At 31.6% G+C, this 23,393-nt stretch carries 27 protein-coding genes and 1 pseudogene; 24 read left to right on the top strand and 4 right to left on the bottom strand.

Translation table 11 applies throughout. The features are described from left to right. Positions 1-22: 22 nt before the first annotated feature. The 21 genes and pseudogenes from LGK95_RS10440 to LGK95_RS22395 all read left to right on the top strand — a co-directional run bounded on the left by LGK95_RS10440 (position 23) and on the right by LGK95_RS22395 (position 16,906). Positions 23-1,888, top strand: coding sequence for a nucleoside-diphosphate sugar epimerase/dehydratase (locus tag LGK95_RS10440; RefSeq protein WP_226124728.1), 1,866 nt, complete (start codon positions 23-25; stop codon positions 1,886-1,888). Between the two features lie 22 nt (positions 1,889-1,910). Beyond that, entirely contained in the window at positions 1,911-2,903 is a 993-nt protein-coding gene (locus tag LGK95_RS10435) for an NAD-dependent epimerase/dehydratase family protein (protein ID WP_226124727.1), read from the top strand. After that, on the top strand, positions 2,900-4,024 hold the full coding sequence (locus LGK95_RS10430) for a glycosyltransferase (protein WP_226124726.1): 1,125 nt from the start codon (positions 2,900-2,902) through the stop codon (positions 4,022-4,024). The genes LGK95_RS10435 and LGK95_RS10430 overlap by 4 nt, the downstream gene beginning before the upstream one ends. Continuing rightward, positions 4,025-4,627, top strand: coding sequence for a DapH/DapD/GlmU-related protein (locus tag LGK95_RS22660; protein WP_319001916.1), 603 nt, complete (start codon positions 4,025-4,027; stop codon positions 4,625-4,627). Positions 4,628-4,747: 120 nt separating this feature from the next. Beyond that, complete coding sequence (locus tag LGK95_RS10415) at positions 4,748-5,872, top strand: glycosyltransferase (protein ID WP_226124725.1); 1,125 nt, start codon at positions 4,748-4,750, stop codon at positions 5,870-5,872. Beyond that, positions 5,869-7,074, top strand: coding sequence for a hypothetical protein (locus tag LGK95_RS10410; protein ID WP_226124724.1), 1,206 nt, complete (start codon positions 5,869-5,871; stop codon positions 7,072-7,074). The genes LGK95_RS10415 and LGK95_RS10410 overlap by 4 nt, the downstream gene beginning before the upstream one ends. Positions 7,075-7,088: 14 nt before the next feature. Beyond that, entirely contained in the window at positions 7,089-8,072 is a 984-nt protein-coding gene (locus LGK95_RS10405; RefSeq protein WP_226124723.1) for a DUF6625 family protein, read from the top strand. Between the two features lie 25 nt (positions 8,073-8,097). After that, on the top strand, positions 8,098-9,159 hold the full coding sequence (locus LGK95_RS10400; RefSeq protein ID WP_226124722.1) for a polysaccharide pyruvyl transferase family protein: 1,062 nt from the start codon (positions 8,098-8,100) through the stop codon (positions 9,157-9,159). A 112-nt stretch (positions 9,160-9,271) separates the two neighbouring features. Then, a complete protein-coding gene (locus tag LGK95_RS10395) occupies positions 9,272-10,465 on the top strand; it encodes a Coenzyme F420 hydrogenase/dehydrogenase, beta subunit C-terminal domain (RefSeq protein WP_226124721.1) in 1,194 nt (397 codons plus the stop codon). Between the two features lie 144 nt (positions 10,466-10,609). After that, positions 10,610-11,530, top strand: a complete 921-nt coding sequence (locus LGK95_RS10390; RefSeq protein WP_226124720.1) for a glycosyltransferase — start codon at positions 10,610-10,612, stop codon at positions 11,528-11,530. Between the two features lie 124 nt (positions 11,531-11,654). After that, positions 11,655-11,876: a hypothetical protein gene (locus LGK95_RS10385; RefSeq protein WP_226124719.1), complete on the top strand. Its 222-nt coding sequence runs from the start codon at positions 11,655-11,657 to the stop codon at positions 11,874-11,876. A gap of 86 nt (positions 11,877-11,962) precedes the next feature. Then, positions 11,963-12,070, top strand: a complete 108-nt coding sequence (locus LGK95_RS22815; RefSeq protein ID WP_449727678.1) for a hypothetical protein — start codon at positions 11,963-11,965, stop codon at positions 12,068-12,070. Positions 12,071-12,145: 75 nt separating this feature from the next. After that, positions 12,146-12,778, top strand: coding sequence for a CatB-related O-acetyltransferase (locus LGK95_RS22405; protein WP_264174528.1), 633 nt, complete (start codon positions 12,146-12,148; stop codon positions 12,776-12,778). Between the two features lie 14 nt (positions 12,779-12,792). Next, positions 12,793-14,211, top strand: a complete 1,419-nt coding sequence (locus tag LGK95_RS10370) for a lipopolysaccharide biosynthesis protein (RefSeq protein WP_226124718.1) — start codon at positions 12,793-12,795, stop codon at positions 14,209-14,211. Between the two features lie 98 nt (positions 14,212-14,309). After that, positions 14,310-14,492 (top strand): hypothetical protein, encoded by a 183-nt coding sequence (locus LGK95_RS10365; protein ID WP_226124717.1) that lies wholly within the window; start codon positions 14,310-14,312, stop codon positions 14,490-14,492. A 149-nt stretch (positions 14,493-14,641) separates the two neighbouring features. Then, a complete protein-coding gene (locus LGK95_RS10360; RefSeq protein WP_226124716.1) occupies positions 14,642-14,827 on the top strand; it encodes a hypothetical protein in 186 nt (61 codons plus the stop codon). Between the two features lie 314 nt (positions 14,828-15,141). Further along, positions 15,142-15,369, top strand: coding sequence for a hypothetical protein (locus tag LGK95_RS10355; protein WP_226124715.1), 228 nt, complete (start codon positions 15,142-15,144; stop codon positions 15,367-15,369). After that, positions 15,353-15,937: a magnesium chelatase domain-containing protein gene (locus tag LGK95_RS10350; protein WP_226124714.1), complete on the top strand. Its 585-nt coding sequence runs from the start codon at positions 15,353-15,355 to the stop codon at positions 15,935-15,937. Before LGK95_RS10355 ends, LGK95_RS10350 begins: the two co-directional genes overlap by 17 nt. Further along, entirely contained in the window at positions 15,886-16,056 is a 171-nt protein-coding gene (locus LGK95_RS10345; protein WP_226124713.1) for a magnesium chelatase subunit ChlI family protein, read from the top strand. The genes LGK95_RS10350 and LGK95_RS10345 overlap by 52 nt, the downstream gene beginning before the upstream one ends. 69 nt (positions 16,057-16,125) lie before the next feature. Further along, positions 16,126-16,518: pseudogene (locus LGK95_RS22400) on the top strand (DNA-processing protein DprA); the annotation flags it as partial. After that, the gene (locus tag LGK95_RS22395) at positions 16,496-16,906 is read left to right on the top strand and encodes a DNA-processing protein DprA (protein WP_319001915.1); all 411 of its coding nucleotides are present in this window, start codon (positions 16,496-16,498) and stop codon (positions 16,904-16,906) included. The pseudogene LGK95_RS22400 and the gene LGK95_RS22395, both read left to right, overlap by 23 nt. A gap of 195 nt (positions 16,907-17,101) precedes the next feature. On the opposite strand, the gene LGK95_RS22390 is transcribed toward LGK95_RS22395, so the two are convergent. Then, positions 17,102-17,233: a hypothetical protein gene (locus tag LGK95_RS22390; RefSeq protein WP_264174527.1), complete on the bottom strand. Its 132-nt coding sequence runs from the start codon at positions 17,231-17,233 to the stop codon at positions 17,102-17,104. 635 nt (positions 17,234-17,868) lie between these two features. Here LGK95_RS22390 and LGK95_RS10335 point away from each other — a divergent pair. Genes LGK95_RS10335 through dprA form a run of 3 tightly spaced genes read left to right on the top strand, consistent with a single transcriptional unit; the run spans position 17,869 to position 21,080 of the window. Beyond that, positions 17,869-18,459, top strand: a complete 591-nt coding sequence (locus LGK95_RS10335; protein ID WP_226124712.1) for an REP-associated tyrosine transposase — start codon at positions 17,869-17,871, stop codon at positions 18,457-18,459. Continuing rightward, positions 18,443-19,981 (top strand): YifB family Mg chelatase-like AAA ATPase, encoded by a 1,539-nt coding sequence (locus tag LGK95_RS10330; RefSeq protein ID WP_226124711.1) that lies wholly within the window; start codon positions 18,443-18,445, stop codon positions 19,979-19,981. The genes LGK95_RS10335 and LGK95_RS10330 overlap by 17 nt, the downstream gene beginning before the upstream one ends. 1 nt (position 19,982) lies before the next feature. Beyond that, a complete protein-coding gene (gene dprA / locus LGK95_RS10325) occupies positions 19,983-21,080 on the top strand; it encodes a DNA-processing protein DprA (protein ID WP_226124710.1) in 1,098 nt (365 codons plus the stop codon). A gap of 198 nt (positions 21,081-21,278) precedes the next feature. Here the strand turns inward: dprA and LGK95_RS22385 are convergent, their stop codons facing one another. The 3 genes from LGK95_RS22385 to LGK95_RS10315 form a co-directional block, all read right to left on the bottom strand. Beyond that, positions 21,279-21,410 (bottom strand): hypothetical protein, encoded by a 132-nt coding sequence (locus LGK95_RS22385; protein WP_264174526.1) that lies wholly within the window; start codon positions 21,408-21,410, stop codon positions 21,279-21,281. A 287-nt stretch (positions 21,411-21,697) separates the two neighbouring features. After that, positions 21,698-21,898, bottom strand: coding sequence for a hypothetical protein (locus LGK95_RS10320; RefSeq protein WP_226124708.1), 201 nt, complete (start codon positions 21,896-21,898; stop codon positions 21,698-21,700). A 36-nt stretch (positions 21,899-21,934) separates the two neighbouring features. Beyond that, positions 21,935-23,393 (bottom strand): SH3 domain-containing protein (locus tag LGK95_RS10315; RefSeq protein WP_226124707.1); only part of this gene is annotated, 1,459 nt, incomplete at its 5' end.

Here is a 23,393-nt window from a genome sequence, read left to right as displayed (position 1 = left end):
AAATAAAAGATGGGGCGATATTATGAAGGCATTAGGCAAATGGGAAAGACCAATATTAATACTAAGTGACGTATTACTAATAAACTTAGCATATATGTTAGCTTTCTATTTTAGATATAATTATAGGGATTTTGCGTTTTATTTCAACAGTTACAAATCAATTGCATTAATTGTAACTGCTATCTACATAGTTTGTTTTTATCTCTTCAAGCTTTATGGAAGCCTTTGGAGTTATGCAAGTATAGATGAATTTATGTTGGTTATTGGTAGTTGCCTTACTGCAAACATGGTAACCATTATTTCGACTAGACTTCTCGGACAGAGATTTGCGTATGGAGCGAGTGTAATTGCTTGTGCTTTTAGTATTATTTTTATAGTTGGGTTCCGAATGTCCTACAGAGTTTTTGGCAGATTTGAAAGGATTATTGATTGGAATGCCAGTAAAAGTGAAAAAAAGAGAGTAATGATAATTGGCGCTGGGGAAGCTGCAGCTATGGTTATAAAAGAAATGAAAAGTAGTCACGAGAGTAAATATATGCCTGTAGTTGTAATTGATGATGATAATCGCAAAAAAGGAAACAGTATTATGGGAATAAAGGTCCTTGGGAATCGACGCGACATTCCTATATTAGCAAGTGAAAAAGCTATAGAAAATATACTTATAGCTATTCCAACTATAGAGGACGAGGATAAAAAACAAATTTTAGAAATATGTAAGAAAACCAATTGTAAAATAGAAATTATTCCAGGAATGTATGAAATAATAAACGGGAAAAGTTCACTAAATCAAATTAGAAAAGTTAATATTGAGGATTTACTAGGACGTAAAGCAGTAGAACTTGATATGAAAGGTATCGAAAGTTATATTCACAATAAAACTATACTAGTAACAGGCGGTGGAGGGTCTATTGGTTCTGAATTGTGCCGCCAGATTTCTAAATTTGAACCAAAACAATTAGTTATTTTTGATATTTATGAAAATAATGCTTATGATTTGAAAATGGAACTTAATTATAGATATCCGAAATTAGATTTAAAAGTATTAATAGGATCTGTTCGAGACAAGCAAAGATTAGAGAATGTCTTTGAAAAGTATTCACCAAATATAGTTTTTCATGCAGCGGCTCATAAGCATGTTCCCCTAATGGAGGACAGCCCTATGGAAGCCATAAAAAACAATGTATTCGGAACTTTTAATGTGGCAAGTTGCGCACATAAATTTAATGTAGAAAAGTTCGTTATGATATCCACTGATAAAGCAGTAAACCCAACCAATGTTATGGGAGCTACTAAGAGAATGTGTGAAATGATTATACAATCCATGGATAAGGTAAGTAAAACACACTTCGTAGCAGTGAGATTTGGAAATGTATTAGGGAGCAATGGGTCAGTCATACCGCTATTTAATAAACAAATAGCTCATGGCGGTCCAGTTACACTTACTAATAGAAATATAACTAGGTTTTTTATGACCATACCAGAAGCAGCACAATTGGTGCTTCAATCTGGTGCATATGCCCAAGGTGGAGAAATATTCGTGCTAGATATGGGACAACCTGTTAAAATATATGATTTAGCTTGGGATTTAATAAAGCTTTCAGGGTTTGAACCAAATAAAGATATAAAAATAGAAATCACAGGTTTAAGGCCAGGAGAAAAGCTTTATGAAGAGCTTTTAATGAGTGAAGAAGGACTTACTAATACTAAAAACGAGAAAATTTTTATAGGGAGACCTACATTTAGTGATCTAGGGGAGATGAAGGAGAGAATGAAAGAACTTAAGGGGATTATTGAGGAGGATGATGTGCAATTATTAATTGAAAAAATAGGGGAGATAGTTCCAACGTACAATAGAAGTATGGCAGAGTGTGCGGCTACAACTGCATGAAAGTATAGGGGGGGGCAATTTAATGAATGAAAATAAAACAACATCTGTTATTACACCAAAGAAAATATTAATAACGGGTTTACACAGTTACATAGGTAAATCTTTTCAGTATTGGTGTTTGCGGTACCTTGGCAGATACACTTTCGGCTCCATTGATTTAAGAGATGACTCATGGAAAGAAAAATCATTTTCTGAGTATGATGCAATTCTCTACGTTGCGGGTATTGCTCATGTTTCAGCAGATCCGAAAATGGAGGCGCTCTACTATAAAGTTAATCGAGATTTGGCTATAGAGACTGCTAATAAAGCTAAAAATGAAGGTGTAAAGCAGTTCATATTCATGAGCAGTATAATTGTCTATGGCGATAGTAGTGATATCAACAAAAAAAAGATTATTAACGAAAATACCGTACCTCATCCTACTAATTTTTATGGAAATAGCAAGCTACAGGCAGAACAGGGAATATTCGCGTTGCAAGGTGACAGTTTTAATGTTGTGGCGTTGCGACCTCCAATGATTTATGGTAATGGTTCAAAGGGGAACTATAATCGGTTGGTACAGATGGCACAGAAACTCCCCGTTTTCCCTAATGTAGAAAACGAGCGAAGTATGCTTCATATCGATAATTTATGTGAGTTCATAAGTTTGATGATTGAAAATGAGGAGCATGGCGTGTTTTATCCACAGAATACAGAATACGTCAAGACTAGTGAAATGGTAAGGCTTATAGCTGAGGCTTATGGTAAGAGAGTGAGATTAACAAAGCTCGCAAATCCATTATTAAGCTTACTTGCAAAGAGAGTCAGTATGGTAAATAAAGCGTTCGGTAACCTGGTGTATGAAAAGAGTATGTCAATTTATAAAGAAAACTATTGCGTCAGAAGTTTAGAAGAGTCAGTTCTGTTGACTGAGTTAGTGGATGCCATAGGGGAAGTGGCTGCGACAAAGGAAGTTACGAAGAAGAAAGTGACAAAGAAAAAAAAGGTGATTAGTACAAAGGAAGTGCCAATGTGAAGGTAGTTATTGTCAATTGCTTTGATACATATGAGGATAGAATAGATTTACTTCATGATTTTTTTATCAATAAGGGTCATGATGTTACAATTATTCAATCGGATTTTAGACATTTTAAGAAGATTAAACGCAATGAGAGCAAACGTAATTTTATGTTTGTTGAATCAAAACCATATTATAAAAATATGTCAGTAGCGAGAATGACATCGCATTATAGTTATGCAAAGAAAGCTTTTCAACTTGTAGAAGATTTGCAGCCAGACTTACTATATGTAATGGTACCACCAAACTCTTTAGCAAAAGTTGCTGCTAAATATAAAAGAAAACATAGAGGTGTAAAATTAATTTTTGATTTAATCGATCTTTGGCCAGAAACTATGCCGGTTGGGAAAATTAAAGCTATGCCCCCATTTAATTTTTGGAGGCTAATGAGGGATAAAGGTTTGAGGCTTGCAGATGTTGTTATAACAGAATGTGATTTATATCAGGAAGTACTGAAAAAACAATTAACAGGAATTAAAACTGCAACAATATATCTAGCGAAAAAAGAAGTTAATATAGTAAAAAAACCTATATTAAGTAAACATGAAATACACTTATGCTACTTGGGATCAATAAATAATATAATTGATATTCCAAAAATAAAAAGACTGGTAGAGTTATTACATAGAATAAGACCGGTAACACTTCATATCATTGGAGATGGAGAGCGGAAGGATGTTCTAATAGATGAGACAAAAAGTGTTGGTGCAATTGTAGAATATCATGGGAAAATATATGATCCACAGAAGAAACAGGAGATATTTAATATATGTCAGTTTGGGTTAAACATTATGAAAGATAGTGTTTGTGTTGGGCTTACGATGAAGTCAGTTGACTATTTTCAAGCTGGGCTTCCGATTATAAACAGTATTCAAGCTGATACAACTCAGATAGTGGACAAGTATAAGATTGGAATTAATGTTACAGATGAGGGTATAGAAAATGTAGCTAATGAGATAGCTAATGCAAGTATGCAAGAATTGCTAGTTATGAGAGAATATACATATAAATTGTTTAGTAGTCTATTTTCGGTTGAGGCGTTTAATGAAAAATTGGAAAATGTAATTAAGGGGCTGTAAATGATTATGAGAAATGGATACGGGCTAGGTGAAATATTTAAGAATGCAATATCACTTATATATACGAAAATATTTTATAAAGGCGCACGGTTAATACGTAGACCAATATACGTTAGAGGTAAAAAATTTTTAAGGTATGGTGGAGGGCTTACTACTGGATATAGTTGCCGTTTAGAAATGTTTGATATTGGTGTCGGTGGAACAAAAAAACTTATAATAGGTAGTAATTGCAAGATTGGCGATTATGTTCATATTGCAGCAGGGGAGAAAGTGACTATAGGTGACAATTGTCTTATGGCATCAAAAATATATATTAGTGATATCAATCATGGAGACTATTCAGGTATTGTTGAGTATACATCACCCAACACTCCACCAGATAACAGACCTTTATATACAAGAACTGTTTCAATAGGAAATAATGTTTGGATTGGCGAGAATGTTTGTATTTTGCCTGGGGTTACTATAGGGGATGGTTGTATTATTGGGGCAAATTCGGTAGTAAATAGGGATGTTCGTGATAACTGTATGGTTGCTGGTTCACCTGCTGGGATTATTAAAAGATATAATGATAAAGCAAAACAATGGACAAAAATTAAATAAATCATAAAGTAAACTTGCTGAGTATTTATACATAATTTTTTGGATTTTACTTAAATTACTTTGTAGATATAGACTACAAAACTACTTTTATTTATTTGTATGATAGGAGATATAGATGTTATGAAGACGATAGTAATATCAGGAATTAATTTTTTTGAGGGTGGACCTTTATCAGTGTATAAAGATTGTTTAGATAATATTATTAAAAGTAAATTAAATAAAACTAATAAAATAATTGCTTTTGTACATAAAAAAGAGATCTTTATTGAATATTCCAATGAGGTAACGCTTATTGAACTGCCAAAGGGAAGAAAAAATTATTTGTATAGGCTTTGGTATGAGTATATTTATTTTTATTTTTATTCAAAAAATAAAAATATAGATGTGTGGCTTTCATTGCATGATATAACACCAAATGTTAAAGCAACTAAAAGATATGTTTATTGTCACAATCCATCACCATTTATGAAGACTGAGCTTAAGAATTTAAAATATAGCTACAAGAATTTTTTGTTTTCTCTATTTTATAAGTATTTATATAAAATTAATATTAAAAAAAATACTGCAGTTATTGTGCAGCAGGAGTGGATGAGATGTGAGTTTATCAAAATGTATAAGGTCAATGATATTATTGTATCAAGACCAACTATGAATATTAAAATGACCGCTAACAATAATAGAGTTAATGAATATAAAGAAAAATATCAATTCATATATCCTTCATATTCTCGATTTTTCAAGAACTTTGAAGTGATTTGCGAGGCGTGTAAAATATTGGATAAAAAAAATGTAAGTGGCTACGAAGTACTGCTAACTATGGATGGAACTGAAAATAGGGATTCCAATGATTTGATAATACGATTTAATAAATTGTCAAGTATTAAATTTATAGGACTTCAAGAAAGGAAAAAGTTATTTGATTTATATGAAACTGTGGATTGCATGATATTCCCATCAAAATTAGAAACATGGGGACTGCCGGTTTCGGAGTTTAAGAAAACAGAAAAACCAATTATTTTGGCAGATGTGCCTTATGCGCATGAGACTATTGGAACTTATGAAAAAGTATGGTTTTTTAACCCGGATAATCCAGAAGAACTTGCTAAATTAATGGAAAAAGAAATATCATATTGTGCGTCATATAATCCGGTTAAAGAAAAAGAAACCAAGCAGCCTTACTGCAAAGATTGGAATGAGTTACTATATGTACTTTTTGGAAAAACTGAGACTAGGAGTAAATCATGAAAAAATTATTTACAATAGCTATTGTTTTAACACCAATACTTTTTCAGTATAAGAGCCCTATACCAGGAATTGATGTAGCAACTTTTATATTCATGTTAATCACTCCATTTATAATTCTAAGATCCACGATTAACATTTCCTTATGCCCACCCTTATTTTTATTTTTAACATATATTATGACAGGAGGATTGTTATCTATTGGATTACAGGGCGCAGTTGATATGCTGCCTCTGCTTAGAATGGGCAAATTTGTTTTTTTGATTTTTATTGTTATATTTGTGGGTTACAAGAAATATTTTGATTTTCAATTTGGGATAAAGGTGTTGAAAAACGCTACACTTGTGTCTTCAGTATTCATAATAATTCAAACAGTCATTTATAGTTTTGGGGGTATAAGAATAATCGGCATAATACCTAATTTAGTTACGAGCGATCAACATGCAATGAGTATACTGGCCACTAGTGCGTTGCTAGCAGGAGAGGGTTATTATCGTCCTTCATCATTTTTTTTAGAACCAGCAATGTTTACACAGTTTTGCATAATCTATTTAGCGTACTGCATCTTTAAATTTGATTATCAGGACGATAAAAAAGATGTTTTATATTCGATTTTAATTACAATAGGGATTGTTATGTCTACTTCAGGAATAGGATTGATTTTTGTAGCTTTTTTATGGATTGTTTATGCTTTGAAAGATATAAAGAAAGTGAGTAATGAAAGACGAGGAGAGGGTGTTATATTTATTATAGCAATAGTAATTGCTCTTTTTCTTATACTCCCCCAAATAGGGTTTATTCAACAAATAGTAGATAGAGCATTTTCTGATGCGGATGGTGGAAATGCAGTATTAGCAAGGATGATTGCATATAAATATTACTTTGATTTGCCTTTTATATTTAAAATAATTGGAATGGGGTATGGTAATGTACCAAGCAATATATATTTTAATAGCCTTGCTTACATTGGGTACTGTACTGGTGTTATAGGTGGGATATTTTTATTATGGGTAATGATTTATTCTTATAAGAGGGCTAAAATGTTTCAGAAAATGCTTTGTATTTTATTTACCATAATGATTTTTGGTGCTTCGGTATTTACAGCTACAACAATTTGTTTTTACTTTCCTTTTATTTTGTATCAAGAGAGGAGTGTAACTAGCCTTAAGCTAAAACAATCTGTAAATAATAATTATAAAAAATGATTGGAGTTTTTGACATGGAAAAAATAGCTATTATTATTCCGTATTTTGGAGCATATCCGAATTACTTTAACCTGTGGCTTTTCTCAGCGGGGTATAATCCAAGTATTGATTTTTATATAATTACGGATATTAAAACAGAATTAAACTACCCCCCTAATGTTCATGTAGTACCAATGAGTTTTGAAGATGTGAAGAAAAAAATACAGTCGCTTTTTAACTTTATTATTACCTTGGATTCGCCTTATAAATTATGCGATTATAAACCGGCCTATGGTTTGATTTTTAATGAGATAATTGAAGGGTATGATTTTTGGGGACATTGTGATGGTGATATAATTTGGGGAAATCTAAGAAAGTTTTTGATAGGGGAAGTGCTTAATAGCTATGAAAGGATATATTCGAGAGGTCATTTAACACTTTATAAGAACAATGAAAAAATGAATAACTTATTCCTAAAAGAGCATTATTACAAGCAAGCTTATACATATAAAGAAGCTTTTTCTACACAACATGCTTGCGGATACGATGAGTGGGGGGATAGTAAGTTTGGAATGGGTATAAGTTGGATAGCAGAAAAAGAAGGTATTAAGAATTATGACAAAATTGATTTTGCTGATATTAAAGTGAATAAGTTTGAATTTGAATTAGCTGGAAAACAAAACAGTTATTCTACTATCACTTTTAGATGGAAAGACGGAGAATTAAATTGTGTTTATTATAATGAAGAGGAAATAAAAGAGAAAGAAATTGCATACTTGCACCTGCAAAAAAGAAAAATGATAGATAATACAAAAGAACTAATTAAGGGGTTTGTTGTTATTCCTAATCAATTTATTGATAATACCCAAAATATTACAAAGACGCAACTAGATGAATGGGGAAAATTAAAATGGGTTTATGTTGATTGGCATATAACAAGAGCACAAGGTATAGTAAAAAGAGTGAAAAATGGTGCTCTAAAGCAATTATTTTATAGAAAGAAAAAGATGAAAAGCTGATATGAAGGAAAAAAGGAGTGAAGCAATGAAAATTTTAATATTAACGATTCATAATATTAATAATTATGGGTCAACTTTACAGAGTTGTGCATTAAATGAATACATAGAATCACTTGGTTATGATGTAGAATTAATAGATTACAATCCTAACGATAGAAATCTTATTGGGAATATACGCTGGTTATTAGTGAATACAGTTTTTATATGGAATTACATAATTAGAGACAAAAAATTTGAAACCTATTTTAAAAAGCACAGTAAGAGGACTCGGGAATATACAACTTTTAAAGAGTTGTCCAAGATGACACCAGAAGCAGATGTTTATTTACTTGGGAGCGACCAAGTATGGAATATTAATCTACCGCGTGGGAATGACCCCGCGTATTATCTTGAATTCACAAACTCAGTAAATAAGATGACGTATTCATCTAGTTTGGGAACAAAATTAAACGAATATGCAGTAGGAAAACTTAAAGAACGAATTAAATCATATAAGTATATATCAGTACGTGAAAAGGCAAGCGCGGAGCAATTAATTAAAGCTGGTCTTATAAATACAAAGTTTACTCTAGATCCTGTATTTCTTTTTCCAAAGGAATATTATCTGGAAGAAACGAAAGCAAACACGTATGGGAGATACATTTTAATTTATGCTGTGAATCAAGATGATCTGTTAGATGATTGGGCAAAAGAAATTTCCCAAAAAGAAAATCTTAGGGTTATAGCAATAGGCGGACTAAAAAAGAAATGCTATTGCGATATGTTTGATAGAAATGCTGGTCCTGTTGACTTTATAAATTTGATTTATCACTCAGAATTATTTTTGACTAGTTCTTTTCACGGAGTTTCTTTAGCGATTATCTTGAATAAACAGTTTTATGTAATAGTGCCTAAAAAAAATTCTTTACGAATAGAAAATATACTTGAAGTAGCTGGCTTAGAAGATAGGGTTATTCAAAGTAAAATTGATTTGAAAAATTTAGAATTAATTAATTTTAAAGAAGTAAATGTAAGATTAAAACCGATTATTGAATCATCTAAGAATTATTTGAAAGAAACGTTAGAATATTTTGAAGATAACAAATAGTTCTCGCATTACATTGAATATATATGAGATACTAGATTTTGGACGTATTTATAAGGGAAAGAGGTATTAGTGTGCAAATAAAGAAACCATTTAAATTGGAGGTTAGAAGACAATGATACACACATATGATTTTAAGAAGAACTGCAGTGGTTGTGGTACATGTTCTTTAGTATGCCCTAGAAAAAGTATTAGTATGGAAAACGATGAGGAAGGTTTTTTATACCCTATAATTAATCAATCGCTTTGTAGTGACTGTGGTATATGTAAACAACGCTGTCCAATTTATAAGAATACAAGAGATAATAAAAAACTTGAAGAACCCCTTGTCTATGCGGTAAAAAATAAAGATGATATAACATTAAAAAAAAGTTCGTCTGGTGGAATGTTTTCTGCGCTTGCTGAGAATGTATTAAACGTTGGAGGAGTAGTTGTGGGTTGCATGCTTGATGAGCAAATGAATGCTTCTCATGTTTTTGTTGATAATATTTCACAATTAGATATTTTAAGAGGTTCAAAGTATATTCAAAGCGATGTAAATACAACATATATAAAAACAAAAACTATTTTGATAACCGGAAGAATGGTTTTATATTCAGGTACGCCTTGCCAAATTGCGGGGCTTAAGTCTTATCTTAATCATGATTTTAATAACTTGATTACAGTTGATTTGGTTTGTCACGGAGTACCAAGTAATGATTTCTTTAAAAAGTACATAGGGTATTTGGAAGAAAAAAAGTCGGGAAAGATAAAAAAATATAAATTCAGAGATAAAAGAAAGCATGGCTGGGGAAGTTTTGGATCATACAGTTATGTAAAGAAAAATCGTGAGTACAATAAACAGCTAACCCCGTTTACAGACTATTTTATGAATTATTATTATGTTCAAGGAAATATCTATAGAGAAAGTTGTTATTCATGTAAATATTCATCACAACAAAGAGAAGGAGATTTTACAGTTGCTGATTATTGGAGGATAGAAAAATTCCATGATGATTTTTATCCACCGAATGGAGTTTCACTGCTGCTAGTGAATTCGGAAAAAGCTTTACTTTGGTTTAATAAAGTAAATGATTATATCGATAGTGTTCCTTCTACAATGAAGAACGCTCTTGAGACAAATGGAAATTTAAATAAACCAACACCAAGACCGATATCGCGAGATTATATTTATAAAGAGACTAACAAGAATGGGTTTGAATTAACTGCAAAAAAATATTGTAAACTCAAAAGAATTATCCCTGCCTTCAAAAGGTCTATCCCATACACTATAAAAATTAAACTCAAAAAAATTATGAATAATAATTGAGGTTGAAAATGAAAAATACAGTTTTTTATTAGGAGGATATTACCCTTATTATTTTGCAGGGGGCAGATACATTGGAGATGTAATTGAAAAATTACAAATGCCAAACAACGTCACCACCTCACAATTTTTATTCCGTTTTGTGTTTTGTGCAAATCGAAAGGAATGGTTATAAATATGATAACTTCTTGTGTAATATTAAATTATAATGATAGTCAAACAACAGCTAAATTAGTATCAAAAATCAGAGAATATAATAGTATTGACTACATCGTGATTGTAGACAATAAATCGACAGATGACTCATATGAAATTTTGAAACAGTACGAGACAAGCACGGTTTATGTCATTTTGTCTCCCCAAAATGGAGGGTACGGATATGGAAACAATGTTGGAATATTATATTCATATGAGGAATTAGAAGCCACACATATTCTAATTGCTAATCCGGATGTTGAATTTACTGAAGAATGTGTGAATGAGTTGAAAGAGACCATCTTATTTAATGAAAATGTTGCTATAACGGCACCAGTTATGAAAGATTCTAGTGGAAAGGTATCAAAGACTATAGCATGGAGAATGCCACACCTTGTTGATTATGTGCTAAAAGGCAGTAGTTTGTATTATAATATATTTGGTTCAAAAATGATATACACTAATAAGTATTTTAAAGGTGAAAAATACAGTAAAGTAGATATAGTCCCTGGTTCCTTGCTTATGGTAGATGCAAAAGTTATGGTGAGTTACGGAATGTATGATGAAAATATTTTTTTGTACTGTGAGGAGACAGTACTAGCACATAAATTAAGGGAAGCTGGATTTGATACAGTTTTATTGTTAAATAAAAGCTATACACATTACCATTCAACAAGTATAAGTAAGACTTATAAATCGTTTGATAAGACTAAAAAAATACTTTTATCAAGCAAAATGTGTTATATGAAAAATTATATGAAAATCAATAAGCGTCAAGAAATTTTAATAAGATGCTTTAATATTCTAATATATTTTGAAACAGAACTAATATCAGTTACTAAAAAACTAATAAAAAATGTAAGGAAGAGATAATAATTATGAAAGGAATAATTATAGTAGATAGAAATTAAATTTTTATAAGGATTTGAACGGATTGCAATTAAATTATAGAGAAGGGAATTTTATTTCAAGGTTCTTGTAACCAATGGGAGGTCAGTTGGGCTATGATGTTGAAAAAAGGTTCAATACACTTGACATAGAAAACGTAAATGTTGGAATAAATGATTTTGACAGAACTGACAAAGAAAAGAACAAAGTATATATCATAAAAAGTAAGTTGGATGTGCTAGTACTTTGCGATGCATATACTGTAGCAGATAAAAAAAGTAAGTGTATGAATGACCATATGGGTGCCGTAAAATACACATCTGATTTGTAAGTCCTAATTTTGATATGTTTTAAACCACAAAGCATGGAATCTATCATGAAGTAAATGAAGTATATTGCAGTTGGTATGAGTTTGCTATGAAAATATTAAAACAAGCGTGTATAAACATTAGAGTAAACTTAATATCAAAATCTGATTATTCCACTAGAGCTAAGAGGCCGCTTAATTCGAAATTATTTAAGTAAAGCTTGATAAAACCGAGTATGAGAGATTAGATTTATGGAAGGAGATATTTATGATGTATTTAAAGGAGGTGTCAAATGATTAAAACAGCATTTCGAAAGCTTAAGAATGTTATTAAATTAGAAATATATAAAATAACCTGGAGAAAAATAAATAGCCACAATGATACGATTGTTAGAAATATTTTTCCGATTGGAAAAGTATCTGTAGGAAAAAAGACATATGGGGCTTTACAAATAAGCACATATGGTAATCCTGATGAAAAATTAACTATTGGGTCGTATTGTTCTATAGGTGGGGAAGTTAAATTTGTGTTAGGTGGGGAGCATTCGTATAAGGCATTATCTACATATCCATTCAAAAAACATGTATGTGGCTTAAAAGAAAATACTTTAACAAAAGGGCCAATAGTATTGAAAGATGATGTTTGGATTGGGGAAAGATGCTTAATACTATCAGGGGTTACTATTGGACAAGGTGTAGTAGTTGCAGCGGGGTCGATAGTTGTAAAAGATATACCACCATATGCTATTTATGCAGATGGAAGAATAATTAAATATAGGTTTTCAGAAGACATTATTAAACGATTAATGAAATTTAATTTTGAATATTTAAGCGAAGAGACAATTAAAAATAATATCGATTTTTTATATACAAATTTAGATATACAAATGTTAGATAATATTTTTTCGAAAAATTTATTGCACTGACTGGAGTAAGAATAATGAATAGTAAAGCAAAAGTATTTGTAAAGAACTTTTCATATACATTAACGGCAAATATTACATCACTACTAATATCAACTTTAGTTGTGATAATAGTGCCAAAACTAATAGGCGTCCAAGACTATGGCTATTTTCAGCTGTATTTATTTTACTCATCATATGTGGGTTTCTTCCAGTTTGGTTGGAATGATGGGATATACTTGAGATATGGTGGCAATGAATATAATGATTTAGATAAAAGGTTGTTTTTCTCACAGTTTTGGATGTTGATAATTTCCCAGCTAATACTTGCAAGTATAATAATGGTTACATCAGTGAGCATTACAAATGAAAAAGAAAGGTCATTTATATTAATAATGGTAGCATTATGTCTGATAATTGCGGGTGTTCGGGCTATGCCATTATTTATTTTACAGGCGACAAATCGAATCAAAGATTATGCACAGATTACTATGATGGACAGAATACTATATTGTTGCCTGACAGTTTTTTTACTGATTGCCGGTGTTAGAGAATATAAATTGATTATAGTAGCTGATTTAGTTGGCAAATTCATTTCTTTGGTATGTGCCATGTATTGCTGTAGAGATGTTGTTTTTTGTAGGATTTCTACATTTTATTTTAGTTTTAAGGAAACTATAGAGAATATCACTGTGGGAATAAAGCTAATGTTTGCAAATATAGCGAGTATGTTGATTATAGGCGTAGTGAGATTTGGAGTAGAGCGATCATGGAATGTTTCAACCTTTGGAAAAGTTTCTCTTACGCTTAGCATATCTAATCTTATGATGTTATTTATAGATGCTGTAGGAATTGTTATGTTTCCCATTCTAAGAAGGACTGATGAGAAAAAGCTACCAAGTATATATATTACGATGAGAGATTTTTTGATGGTACTATTGTTAGGTGCACTCATTGTATATTATCCGCTTAAAGTTGTCTTGTTAGCATGGTTACCAGAATATGCCGATAGTTTAATGTATATGGCATTGGTTTTTCCAATGTGTGTATTTGAAGGGAAAATGTCCTTACTTATTAATACATATTTAAAGACCTTGAGAAAAGAAAAGTTGATGCTAAAGATCAATCTAATAGCACTTGCCTTAAGTTTAATGATTACTTTTGTAACTACAATATTACTTAAAAATTTAAATTTAGCAATAGCAGCGATTGTTATTCTTTTGGCATTTAGATGTGCATTGGCTGAGATGTTTTTATCTAAGATCCTTAAAATTTCTTTGTATAAAGATGTAGTTCTAGAATTAACAATGACATTAATTTTTATATTAACAGGATGGTTTATAAATTCTTGGTTTGTAGTTTTGATATATGCTGTAGCTTATATAATGTACTTAACTATAAAGCGAAAAGATATTACTAACACAATTAAAAATGTAAAGATACTAATGAAAGCTTAGAAGGTAGCAAGGCGAACCTGCAGTCCGCCAAAATCCCCCGGGGGATGTGAACGGGGAGTGAGCAACGTGAGCGAAGCTAGGCGAAGAGGGATCATCTGATGCGAATTTATGGTCGAAGAAGTTGGGCTGAAAAGTTGAATACTAATAAAAGAATAGATACAAAAAAACTTGGGGACAGCCATATATGGGAACTACTGAAATTTATAGAAATATATATTTTCGGTAGTTTTTTTGTTGTGAAGCTCGCGTTTAGTGACATAAATATAATGGCTAAGAAGTAGTTAGGATTAAAAAATGTGACATTACTAGGTGGAAGGAAGTTTTAAAAGTTGAAAATAGAAAAGTGGAAATTATAAAATTTTACTTTTTTCTCTTTTGTGATTAAATTAAATTATTTATGTTAAAAATTGTACTATAGGAGTTGAATAAGATGACCAACAAAAAAAGAGAAAGTTATCCAGGAGCCTCTTTCCACATTACAGCACGTGGTAATTATAGAAATGATATATTTAGGGATGAAGAAGATTTTCAAGTTTATTGTAGCTTTTTAGAAAGTGCAATAGAGTACTTCAAAGGTGAACTTAAAATATATTGTTACTGTTTAACGACATTTTAGAAGGAAAGTCGCTAACGTTTATAATTGTGAGTTATATATTATAACAAAGAAGAGAACTTCAGTGTAATCATAAATTACCTTTTGAAGTCGTTAATATTGCAGCACCGCAGGTGATGACTAATGGATAACCATGTTCATATACTATAAAAACAGATGACATACATATAGGTATTTTTATAGCTAGGGTTAACAGTATTTATGCGCGATTTTTTAATACTAAGTACAAATATATAGGTCATTTATATCAAGATAGATATCATACAGAAATTATTGAGAATGATGCACAGATGTTAACTACTAGTAGATACATTCATTTGAATACTGTGAGAGCTAATATGGTAAATAAACCAGAAGAGTATAAGTGGAGTAGTTATAGTATATATATAGGATTAATTAAGGATAGATTTACGATTTCACAAAATATACTTTCTTACTTTAAAAGAGATAACGATAAAGAGTTATATAGAAAATTTGTAGAAAGCGCTATAAAAACAAAGGTTGATGAGGTACAAGGAGGTAGTGTAAATGGCTGCAGTAGTTAACGGGTTTGCTATAAGTGGGATAGATGGGTATGTTGTAAAAATAGAAACAGACACAATATACGGTCAACCGTCCGTATCAATTGTTGGACTTGGTGATGCCTCTGTAAAAGAAGCGAAGGAGAGACTTGAGGCTGCCATTCTATATGTTAAATATGAGTTTCCAAGAATGAAAATTGTTATAAATCTTTCACCAGGGGATATAAAAAAGAGCGGATCTCACTTTGATTTAGCTATGGCAGTAGGACTATTAATACAATCAAAACAAATTAATGTGGTCGAAATTGAGAACTTTGGCTTTACCTACGAGCTCTCTTTAAATGCAGATATAAGAGCATGCTCAGGAATTTTACCTATGACAATAGAAGCTAAGAAAAGGGGAATTACTAACTTAGTTGTTCCTAAGGAAAATATACGTGAGGCTTCTTTAGTAAAAGGCATAAATATTTTTGGATTTGAAAAACTCACAGAAGTAATTTCCTTTTTAGAAGGGGTAAGTCCTTACACAAGCTTCTTCAAATGGCATTTGATAGATATAATTATAGCGCAAGGACTTTTCATAAATTTTTAAAAGTAGCAAGAACTTTTGCAGATATGGATGGTGTAGAGAATTTAAGTAAGCGTAACATTGCCAAGGCCTTAATGTGTAGAGATTTGGAAAAAGAGCGAGTGAATATGGTGGTGATTTAACATGGATAATTTTTCATACACTATTGAGGTAAAGGACATTAAGAAAGCTCCAGTTAATTATATTATAGAGGAAATATTATAGAAGATAGTATGGGAATAGCTATTGTTGGTAGCCGAAGATGTACTAATTACGGCAAAAGATTAACAGTAGAAGCAGGGGAGTTTTTAGCCGAAAATAACATCTCGGTTATTAGTGGAATGGCAAAGGGTGTAGATGTGTATGCACATGCAGCTTGTTTAAAAGCAAATGGATATAGTATAGCTATACTGGGTTGTGGTTTAGATATATGTTATCCAAAGGAGCATGTAGAACTTATGCAGAAAATTATAGAAAAAGGTGCAGTTATTTCAGAATATCCACCGGGGACAAAACCAAATGGTAATGATTTTCCAATAAGAAACAGACTAATAGGTGCTTGGTGTAAAAAAACTTTTAGTGGTGGAAGCAGGAGAAAAAAGTGAAAGTGGTTCTCTTTTGACTGCAGCTTACGCGAAGGAACAAAATAGACAAGTGTTTGGGGCTCCCAATAGTATTTATAGTAGAGAAAGTTTAGGCACAAATAAACTAATCGATGAAGGTGCTAAAATATATCTAAATCCTTCCCAACTATTGTTAGATCCTATGAGGAAGCCAAGGGTAGATAATAAAATACAAAATTCAAAATCAATAGGTGAAGATTTAACTTCACTTGAGAAAGCTATACTTATGAAAATAGAAGATAATCCTATGACATTAGGTGAATTGTTACTCAATTTAAAAAAGAATAAGTCGGATATTTTAGAAACTATATCAATAATGGAATTGAAGGGTAGGAAAATAAATGTGGGTGGGTTTTTAAAAAAGCAATGAATTAGCAAACAGAATTGCAAAGCCCCCACGGCAGGCTGTTAACGGAGAGTGAACATCAAAGAGCAGCCATGTAGCGGGAACAATGAAATATATATAAATTTCAGATTTATTTAAAGAATAACTAAAAATGAATAATGTTGTAAAATAGATCAAATAAATTCAAGTCGAACTTATAGCCTTAGGTCTTTTGCTTTATTAAACGGCTCTATGTTCATAATGGCTAATATTTGGCATTGTAGGGGTAGACTTACCAGCTACTTTTATTAAGCTACCTAATAAAATATACGTACTAGTTAACACAATTGCAATAATTATAAATTCCATCATAACGATTACATCCTCTCACAATTAATAGATTATTTTCATATAAGCTTATATATAGATTATATGTCTTAATGTAAAAAAACACAATGGATGTAAAAAAATATTTTTGTCTATACACCCAATATTAGGGGAAAGTTTAACCGTTGAGTTTAAGCAAAGTAAGATTGAATAAAGATCACATGCTGCTATTTATGGACCAGACCCAACTGATGCAACTAGACCAGTACGTAGCCAGATACAAAACTTTGAAAGCATTTCAATAAATGGTGGTAAGCTTTCTGTCATTTCATACGAAATAGACCAAAACAAAAAAGAAATAGCAACCAATACATGGATGATTCACTTCGTTCAACCATATATTGGAAAGGGGTCGTGTCAGGCACCTAGTATATGGGAATGCATAAACTAGGCAAGCGGAAGCTAGGCAAAAATGGAACATTTGATGCGAATTTAGAGTCGAAAAAGTTAGGTTGAAAAGTTAGGAAATTTAAGAAAAAAAATAGAAACAAAAAGACTTGGCGACAGCCAGCATAGAAAACTACCGAACTGCAAAGTGATGCATTTGGGTAGTTTTTGTTTATTAAAAAAATATTTGGATATAATTTAAACAAATAAATATATAGTAGGAGAATAAAAATATGGTCAGAAAAAAGAGTGATTGGTATCCAGGGTCAATTCATCATATTACATGTAGGGGTAATAGAAGAAGTGATCTATTTAAAGCTGAAGAAGATTATATAATATTCCTTGCAATAGTAAAGGAGGTAATGGAGAAATTACCATTTGAATTATATAGTTACTGTTTAATGACGAACCACATACATTTACAAATAAAAACTTTAGATGATAGTATTTCGCAGATAATGAAAAGAATTAATCAGATATATGCTCAATACTTTAACAAAACATATAATTATATAGGACATTTGTTTCAAGATAGATATCATTCAGAAGTTATTGAAACTGACGAACAATTACTTTCTACAAGTAGATACATACACTTAAATCCAGTAAGAGCTAACATGGTTAAAAATCCAGAAGAATACCCGTGGTCTAGTTACAAAATATATGTAGGGGAGGAAAAGGAAAAACTAATTGCATCAGAGAGAATTTTTTTGTATTTCAAAGAAGAGAATAAACATAAGTTATACAGGGATTTTGTTGAAAGTAATATAAAAATAAAGGTTGATTTGGTGCAAGGAGGTATTGTTAATGGCAGCAGTAGTTAATGGGTTCGCTATAAGTGGAATAGATGGGTATGTTGTAAAAATAGAAACAGACACAATATACGGCCAGCCGTCTGTATCAATTGTCGGACTTGGGGATGCCTCTGTAAAAGAAGCGAAGGAGAGGCTTGAGGCTTCCATTATACATGTTAAATATGAGTTTCCAAGAATGAAAATTGTTATAAATCTTTCGCCAGGGGATATCAAAAAGAGTGGATCTCACTTTGATTTAGCTATGGCAATAGGACTATTAATACAATCAAAACAAATAAATGTAGAAGAGATTGAGACATTTGGGTTCATTGGAGAGCTATCTTTAAATGCAGATATAAGAGCATGCTCAGGGATTTTGCCTATGACGATAGAAGCTAAGAAAAGGGGAATTACTAACTTAGTTGTTCCTAAGGAAAATATACGTGAGGCTTCTTTAGTTAAAGGCATAAATATATTTGGATTTGAAAAACTTACAGAAGTAATTTCCTTTTTAGAAGGGGTAAGTCCTTACACCTCTTTAGAAGATCTGAAATGTGAGCATGTAATACAAAGGCCATATTTATTTGATTTCCAGGATGTCCAAGGTCAAGATGGTATTATAGAATTTATTGTAGCAACAGCAGCCGGAGGTCATAATTTAATTATGTCTGGGGCTCCTGGGTGTGGCAAATCAATGATAGCTAAAAGACTACCATCAATTCTGCCATCAATGACAGAAAAAGAGGCTTTAGAAGTAACAAAAATATATAGTGTATCTGGAGTTTTAAAAAATAAAGGTACATTAATAACGGAAAGACCTTTTAGAGCTCCACATCACAATGCGTCAATGAATTCTCTTGTAGGTGGTGGAAACAATGCTATGCCAGGAGAAATTTCACTTGCTCATAACGGTGTATTATTTTTAGATGAAATTGCGGAGTTTAATAAGAAAACTTTAGATGCGTTAAGACAGCCAATGGAAGATAATAGTGTCACTATTGCTAGAGTTAAGTATACTAATGTTTATCCTTCAAGTTTCATGCTTATTGCTGCTATGAATCCTTGTTCATGTGGCTATTATGGGCAACAAAGATGTCATTGTACGGATTACGAAGTTTTAAAATATAGGCAGAAAATATCAGGACCAATGCTCGACAGGATAGATATCCAAAAATATGTTCTTCCTGTAGATTTCATGCAGCTCTCTGATAATTCTAAAGGGACTAGTTCCAGTGAATTAAGACAAAAAGTAGAGTTTGCTAGAAATATACAAAGGGAAAGATATAAAAATATTGAAGAGATAAATTCGAACGCAGAAATGACACCTGCGTTAATTAAAGAATTTTGTGTACTAGAGGATGAAAGTAAAAAGCTTTTACAAATGGCCTTTGATAGATTTAATTACAGCGCAAGGACTTTCCATAAATTTTTAAAAGTAGCAAGAACTTTTGCAGATATGGATGGTGTAGAGAATTTAAGTAAACGTCATATTGCCAAGGCCTTAATGTGTAGAGATTTGGAAAAAGAGCGAGTGAATATGGTGGTGATTTAATATGGATGCATATGATAGCAATTTAGTTTATTGGATATGGTTATCACAAATTAATGGCATAGGACCAGTAATTGCAAAAATATTGTTGAATGTTTTTGAAAATCCACAAAACATTTATAAAGCCACCAAATTTGAACTTATAGATATAAAAGGGATAGGAAGCGTTACTGCAGATACAATCTTTAATTCTAAATCTTTAGTAGAGTCAGAAGAAATTTTAAAGAAATGTGGGAAATTAAATATACATGTATTAACATATGGAGATTCTTTATATCCATTTGAGGTAAAGGGCATTAAGAAAGCTCCAGTTATTTTATATTATAGAGGAAATATTATAGAAGATAGTATGGGAATAGCTATTGTTGGTAGCCGAAGATGTACTGATTACGGCAAAAGATTAACAGTAGAAGCAGGGGAGTTTTTAGCCGAAAATAACATCTCAGTTATTAGTGGAATGGCAAAGGGTGTAGATGGTTATGCGCATACAGCTTGTTTAAAAGCGAATGGATATACTATAGCTATACTGGGTTGTGGTTTAGATATATGTTATCCAAAGGAGCATGTAGAACTTATGCAGAGAATTATAGAAAAAGGGGCGGTTATTTCAGAGTATCCACCGGGGACAAAACCAGACGCTAAACATTTTCCAATGAGAAACAGACTAATAAGTGCTTGGTGTAAAAAACTTTTAGTGGTGGAAGCAGGAGAAAAAAGTGGTTCTCTTTTGACTGCAGCTTACGCGAAGGAACAAAATAGGCAAGTGTTTGCGGCTCCCAATAGTATTTATAGTGGAGAAAGTTTAGGCACAAATAAACTAATCGATAAAGGTGCTAAAATATATTTAAATCCTTCCCAACTATTGTTAGATCCTATGAGGAAGCCAAGGGTAAATAATAAAATACAAAATTCAGAATCAATAGGTGATGATTTAACTTCACTTGAGAAAGCTATACTTATGAAAATAGAAGATAATCCTATGACATTAGGTGAATTGTTACTCCATTTAAAAAAGAATAAGTCGGATATTTTAGAAACTATATCAATAATGGAATTGAAGGGTAGGATAATAAATGTGGGTGGTTTTTTAAAAAAGCAATGAATTAGCAAACAGAATTGCAAAGCCCCCACGGCAGGCTGTTAACGGAGAGTGAACATCAAAGAGCGACAGCCGTGTAGCGGGAACAATGAAATATATATAAATTTCAGATTTATTTAAAGAATAACTAAAAATGAATAATGTTGTAAAATAGATCAAATAAATTCAAGTCGAACTTATAGCCTTAGGTCTTTTGCTTTATTAAACGGCTCTATGTTCATAATGGCTAATATTTGGAATTGTAGGGGTAGACTTACCAGCTACTTTTATTAAACTACCTAATAAAATATACGTACTAGTTAACACAATTGCAATAATTATAAATTCCATCATAACGATTACATCCTCTCACAATTAATAGATTATTTTCATATAAGCTTATATATAGATTATATGTCTTAATGTAAAAAAACACAATGGATGTAAAAAAATATTTTTGTCTATACACCAGGAAAAAAGCATAAAGATAGAACTAAAGAATCCCATTCTTTATGCTATATTATGAATTCTACTCTACTTGCTTAAACTGCAGACTAATTCTAAGCTACAGCAACTACCGAACTGCATACTGATATGCGTTTGGTAGTTTTATTTTATTATGAACTAACTGTAGTATTTATTTAAAATTTTACAGTATTTGATGTTTTAATTTGTTTTTTTCTTTTCCCTAACAGAAATGGCATATAATTATTAATTATTGTTATTATAAAATATTCTAATATCAATATTACTAGGATCAAAACAGCTCCAGTTTTATATCCATTTAACATATTGCCTGTAATTCTTTTTGCAATTGCTATAAGATCACTATGGGTACACATAATAATTAGTGAATTTATTCCCCAGACTACCTCACATTATTTGAGTGAATACTGTGGAACTTCAAAGTATAGATTGGCATTTGAAAACTTATCCATGATTGCTTTTATATTTCTTGTTTGTTTACTTGCCCAACCTATATCAGTTGCATATTGGTGAGTTCCAGTAGTGTAAGGATTCCACCTCATCTTGTATAAAGTGTTTTGTTTGTTAGTTGTATTGTTTATATAGTATTTAGAAATCCAATTAGCTCCACCAGCTATTGCCTGGTCTACACTAAACCAACTATTGTTATATGCATACTCACTCCCTAACCTTACAGGACTTGCATCCAATGCACCAATACCAAATAAGTTATATACTACCTTAGGTGTTACAGGCTTACCGTTTACTTGTGTTACTATTATACCATTTGCTAAATTTGAATTACCATAACCAGTCTCTAAAAATGCCTGTGATATTAAATAAGCCGGATTAACATCACTTGCTTTGCATGAATCTAGTAAAGCTTGACCTTTTTGATTTAATACACCTTTACCTTGTACTACACTGTTAATATCACTTGCAGAAATTCCATCACTGTAATTTAATTTTAGAAATTGATACTTTTGTTCTGTGCTTTGTGCGTTCAATGGATCTACATAATACTTAATTTGCGTTTTGTCTGCTAATAACCATTTCCCAGTTACATCTGTTAACGCATTTTTTAGTCCATACTGAATGCTTGTTAAAAGGTCTAATGAATAGTTGTAAGTGCTTTTAGTTGTTGAAGTTTTGCTTGTTGTTGACGTATTTATCACAGGTGCTACTGTAGTCGGCTTTGCTGTTACTCTTACGTACATCACACTTATATAACTTGTTTTATCATTATACAGTATTTTGTAAAAATTATTCTCTTCCCCAAGCATTATAACATTAGTGTTTATACCCATATAGCCTAATGTAGAATAATTTGTGCCCGCACCAGATCTTACATTTAAACTATTCGCAGTTGTTAATCCATACTGTGTTGTGTATACTACGGTGGGCTGTTTTACCGCTACAACAACTGGTTTAGATACTATTTTTACATACTGTGCACTTATATACCCTGTTTTACCACTGTAACTTATCTTGTAAAAGTTATTTGCAGTACCAAGAATAGCAACATTAGCCCCATTATTCAAACTTCCTTGCACATAATAGTTTGTTCCAGCTCCAGTTCTTATACTTACATTATTTGCGGTTGTTACCCCACTTTGTTTTTTGTATACTACTGTCTGTGATGTGTTTACTACAGCAACTGGCTTAGATACTATTTTTACATACTGTGCACTTATATATCCAGTTCTACCACTGTAACTTATCTTGTAAAAGTTATTTGCAGTACCAAGAATAGTAACATTGGCCCCATTATTCAAACTTCCTTGCACATAATAGTTTGTTCCAGCTCCAGTTCTTATACTTACATTATTTGCGGTTGTTACCCCACTTTGTTTTTTGTATACTACTGTCTGT

This window comes from Clostridium algoriphilum (genome assembly GCF_020443705.1).
In the GTDB taxonomy this organism is placed as follows: Bacteria; Bacillota; Clostridia; order Clostridiales; family Clostridiaceae; genus Clostridium_AD; species Clostridium_AD algoriphilum.
The sequence above is the reverse complement of the archived record's forward strand: the minus strand, read 5'-3'. Positions and strand labels throughout refer to the sequence as shown.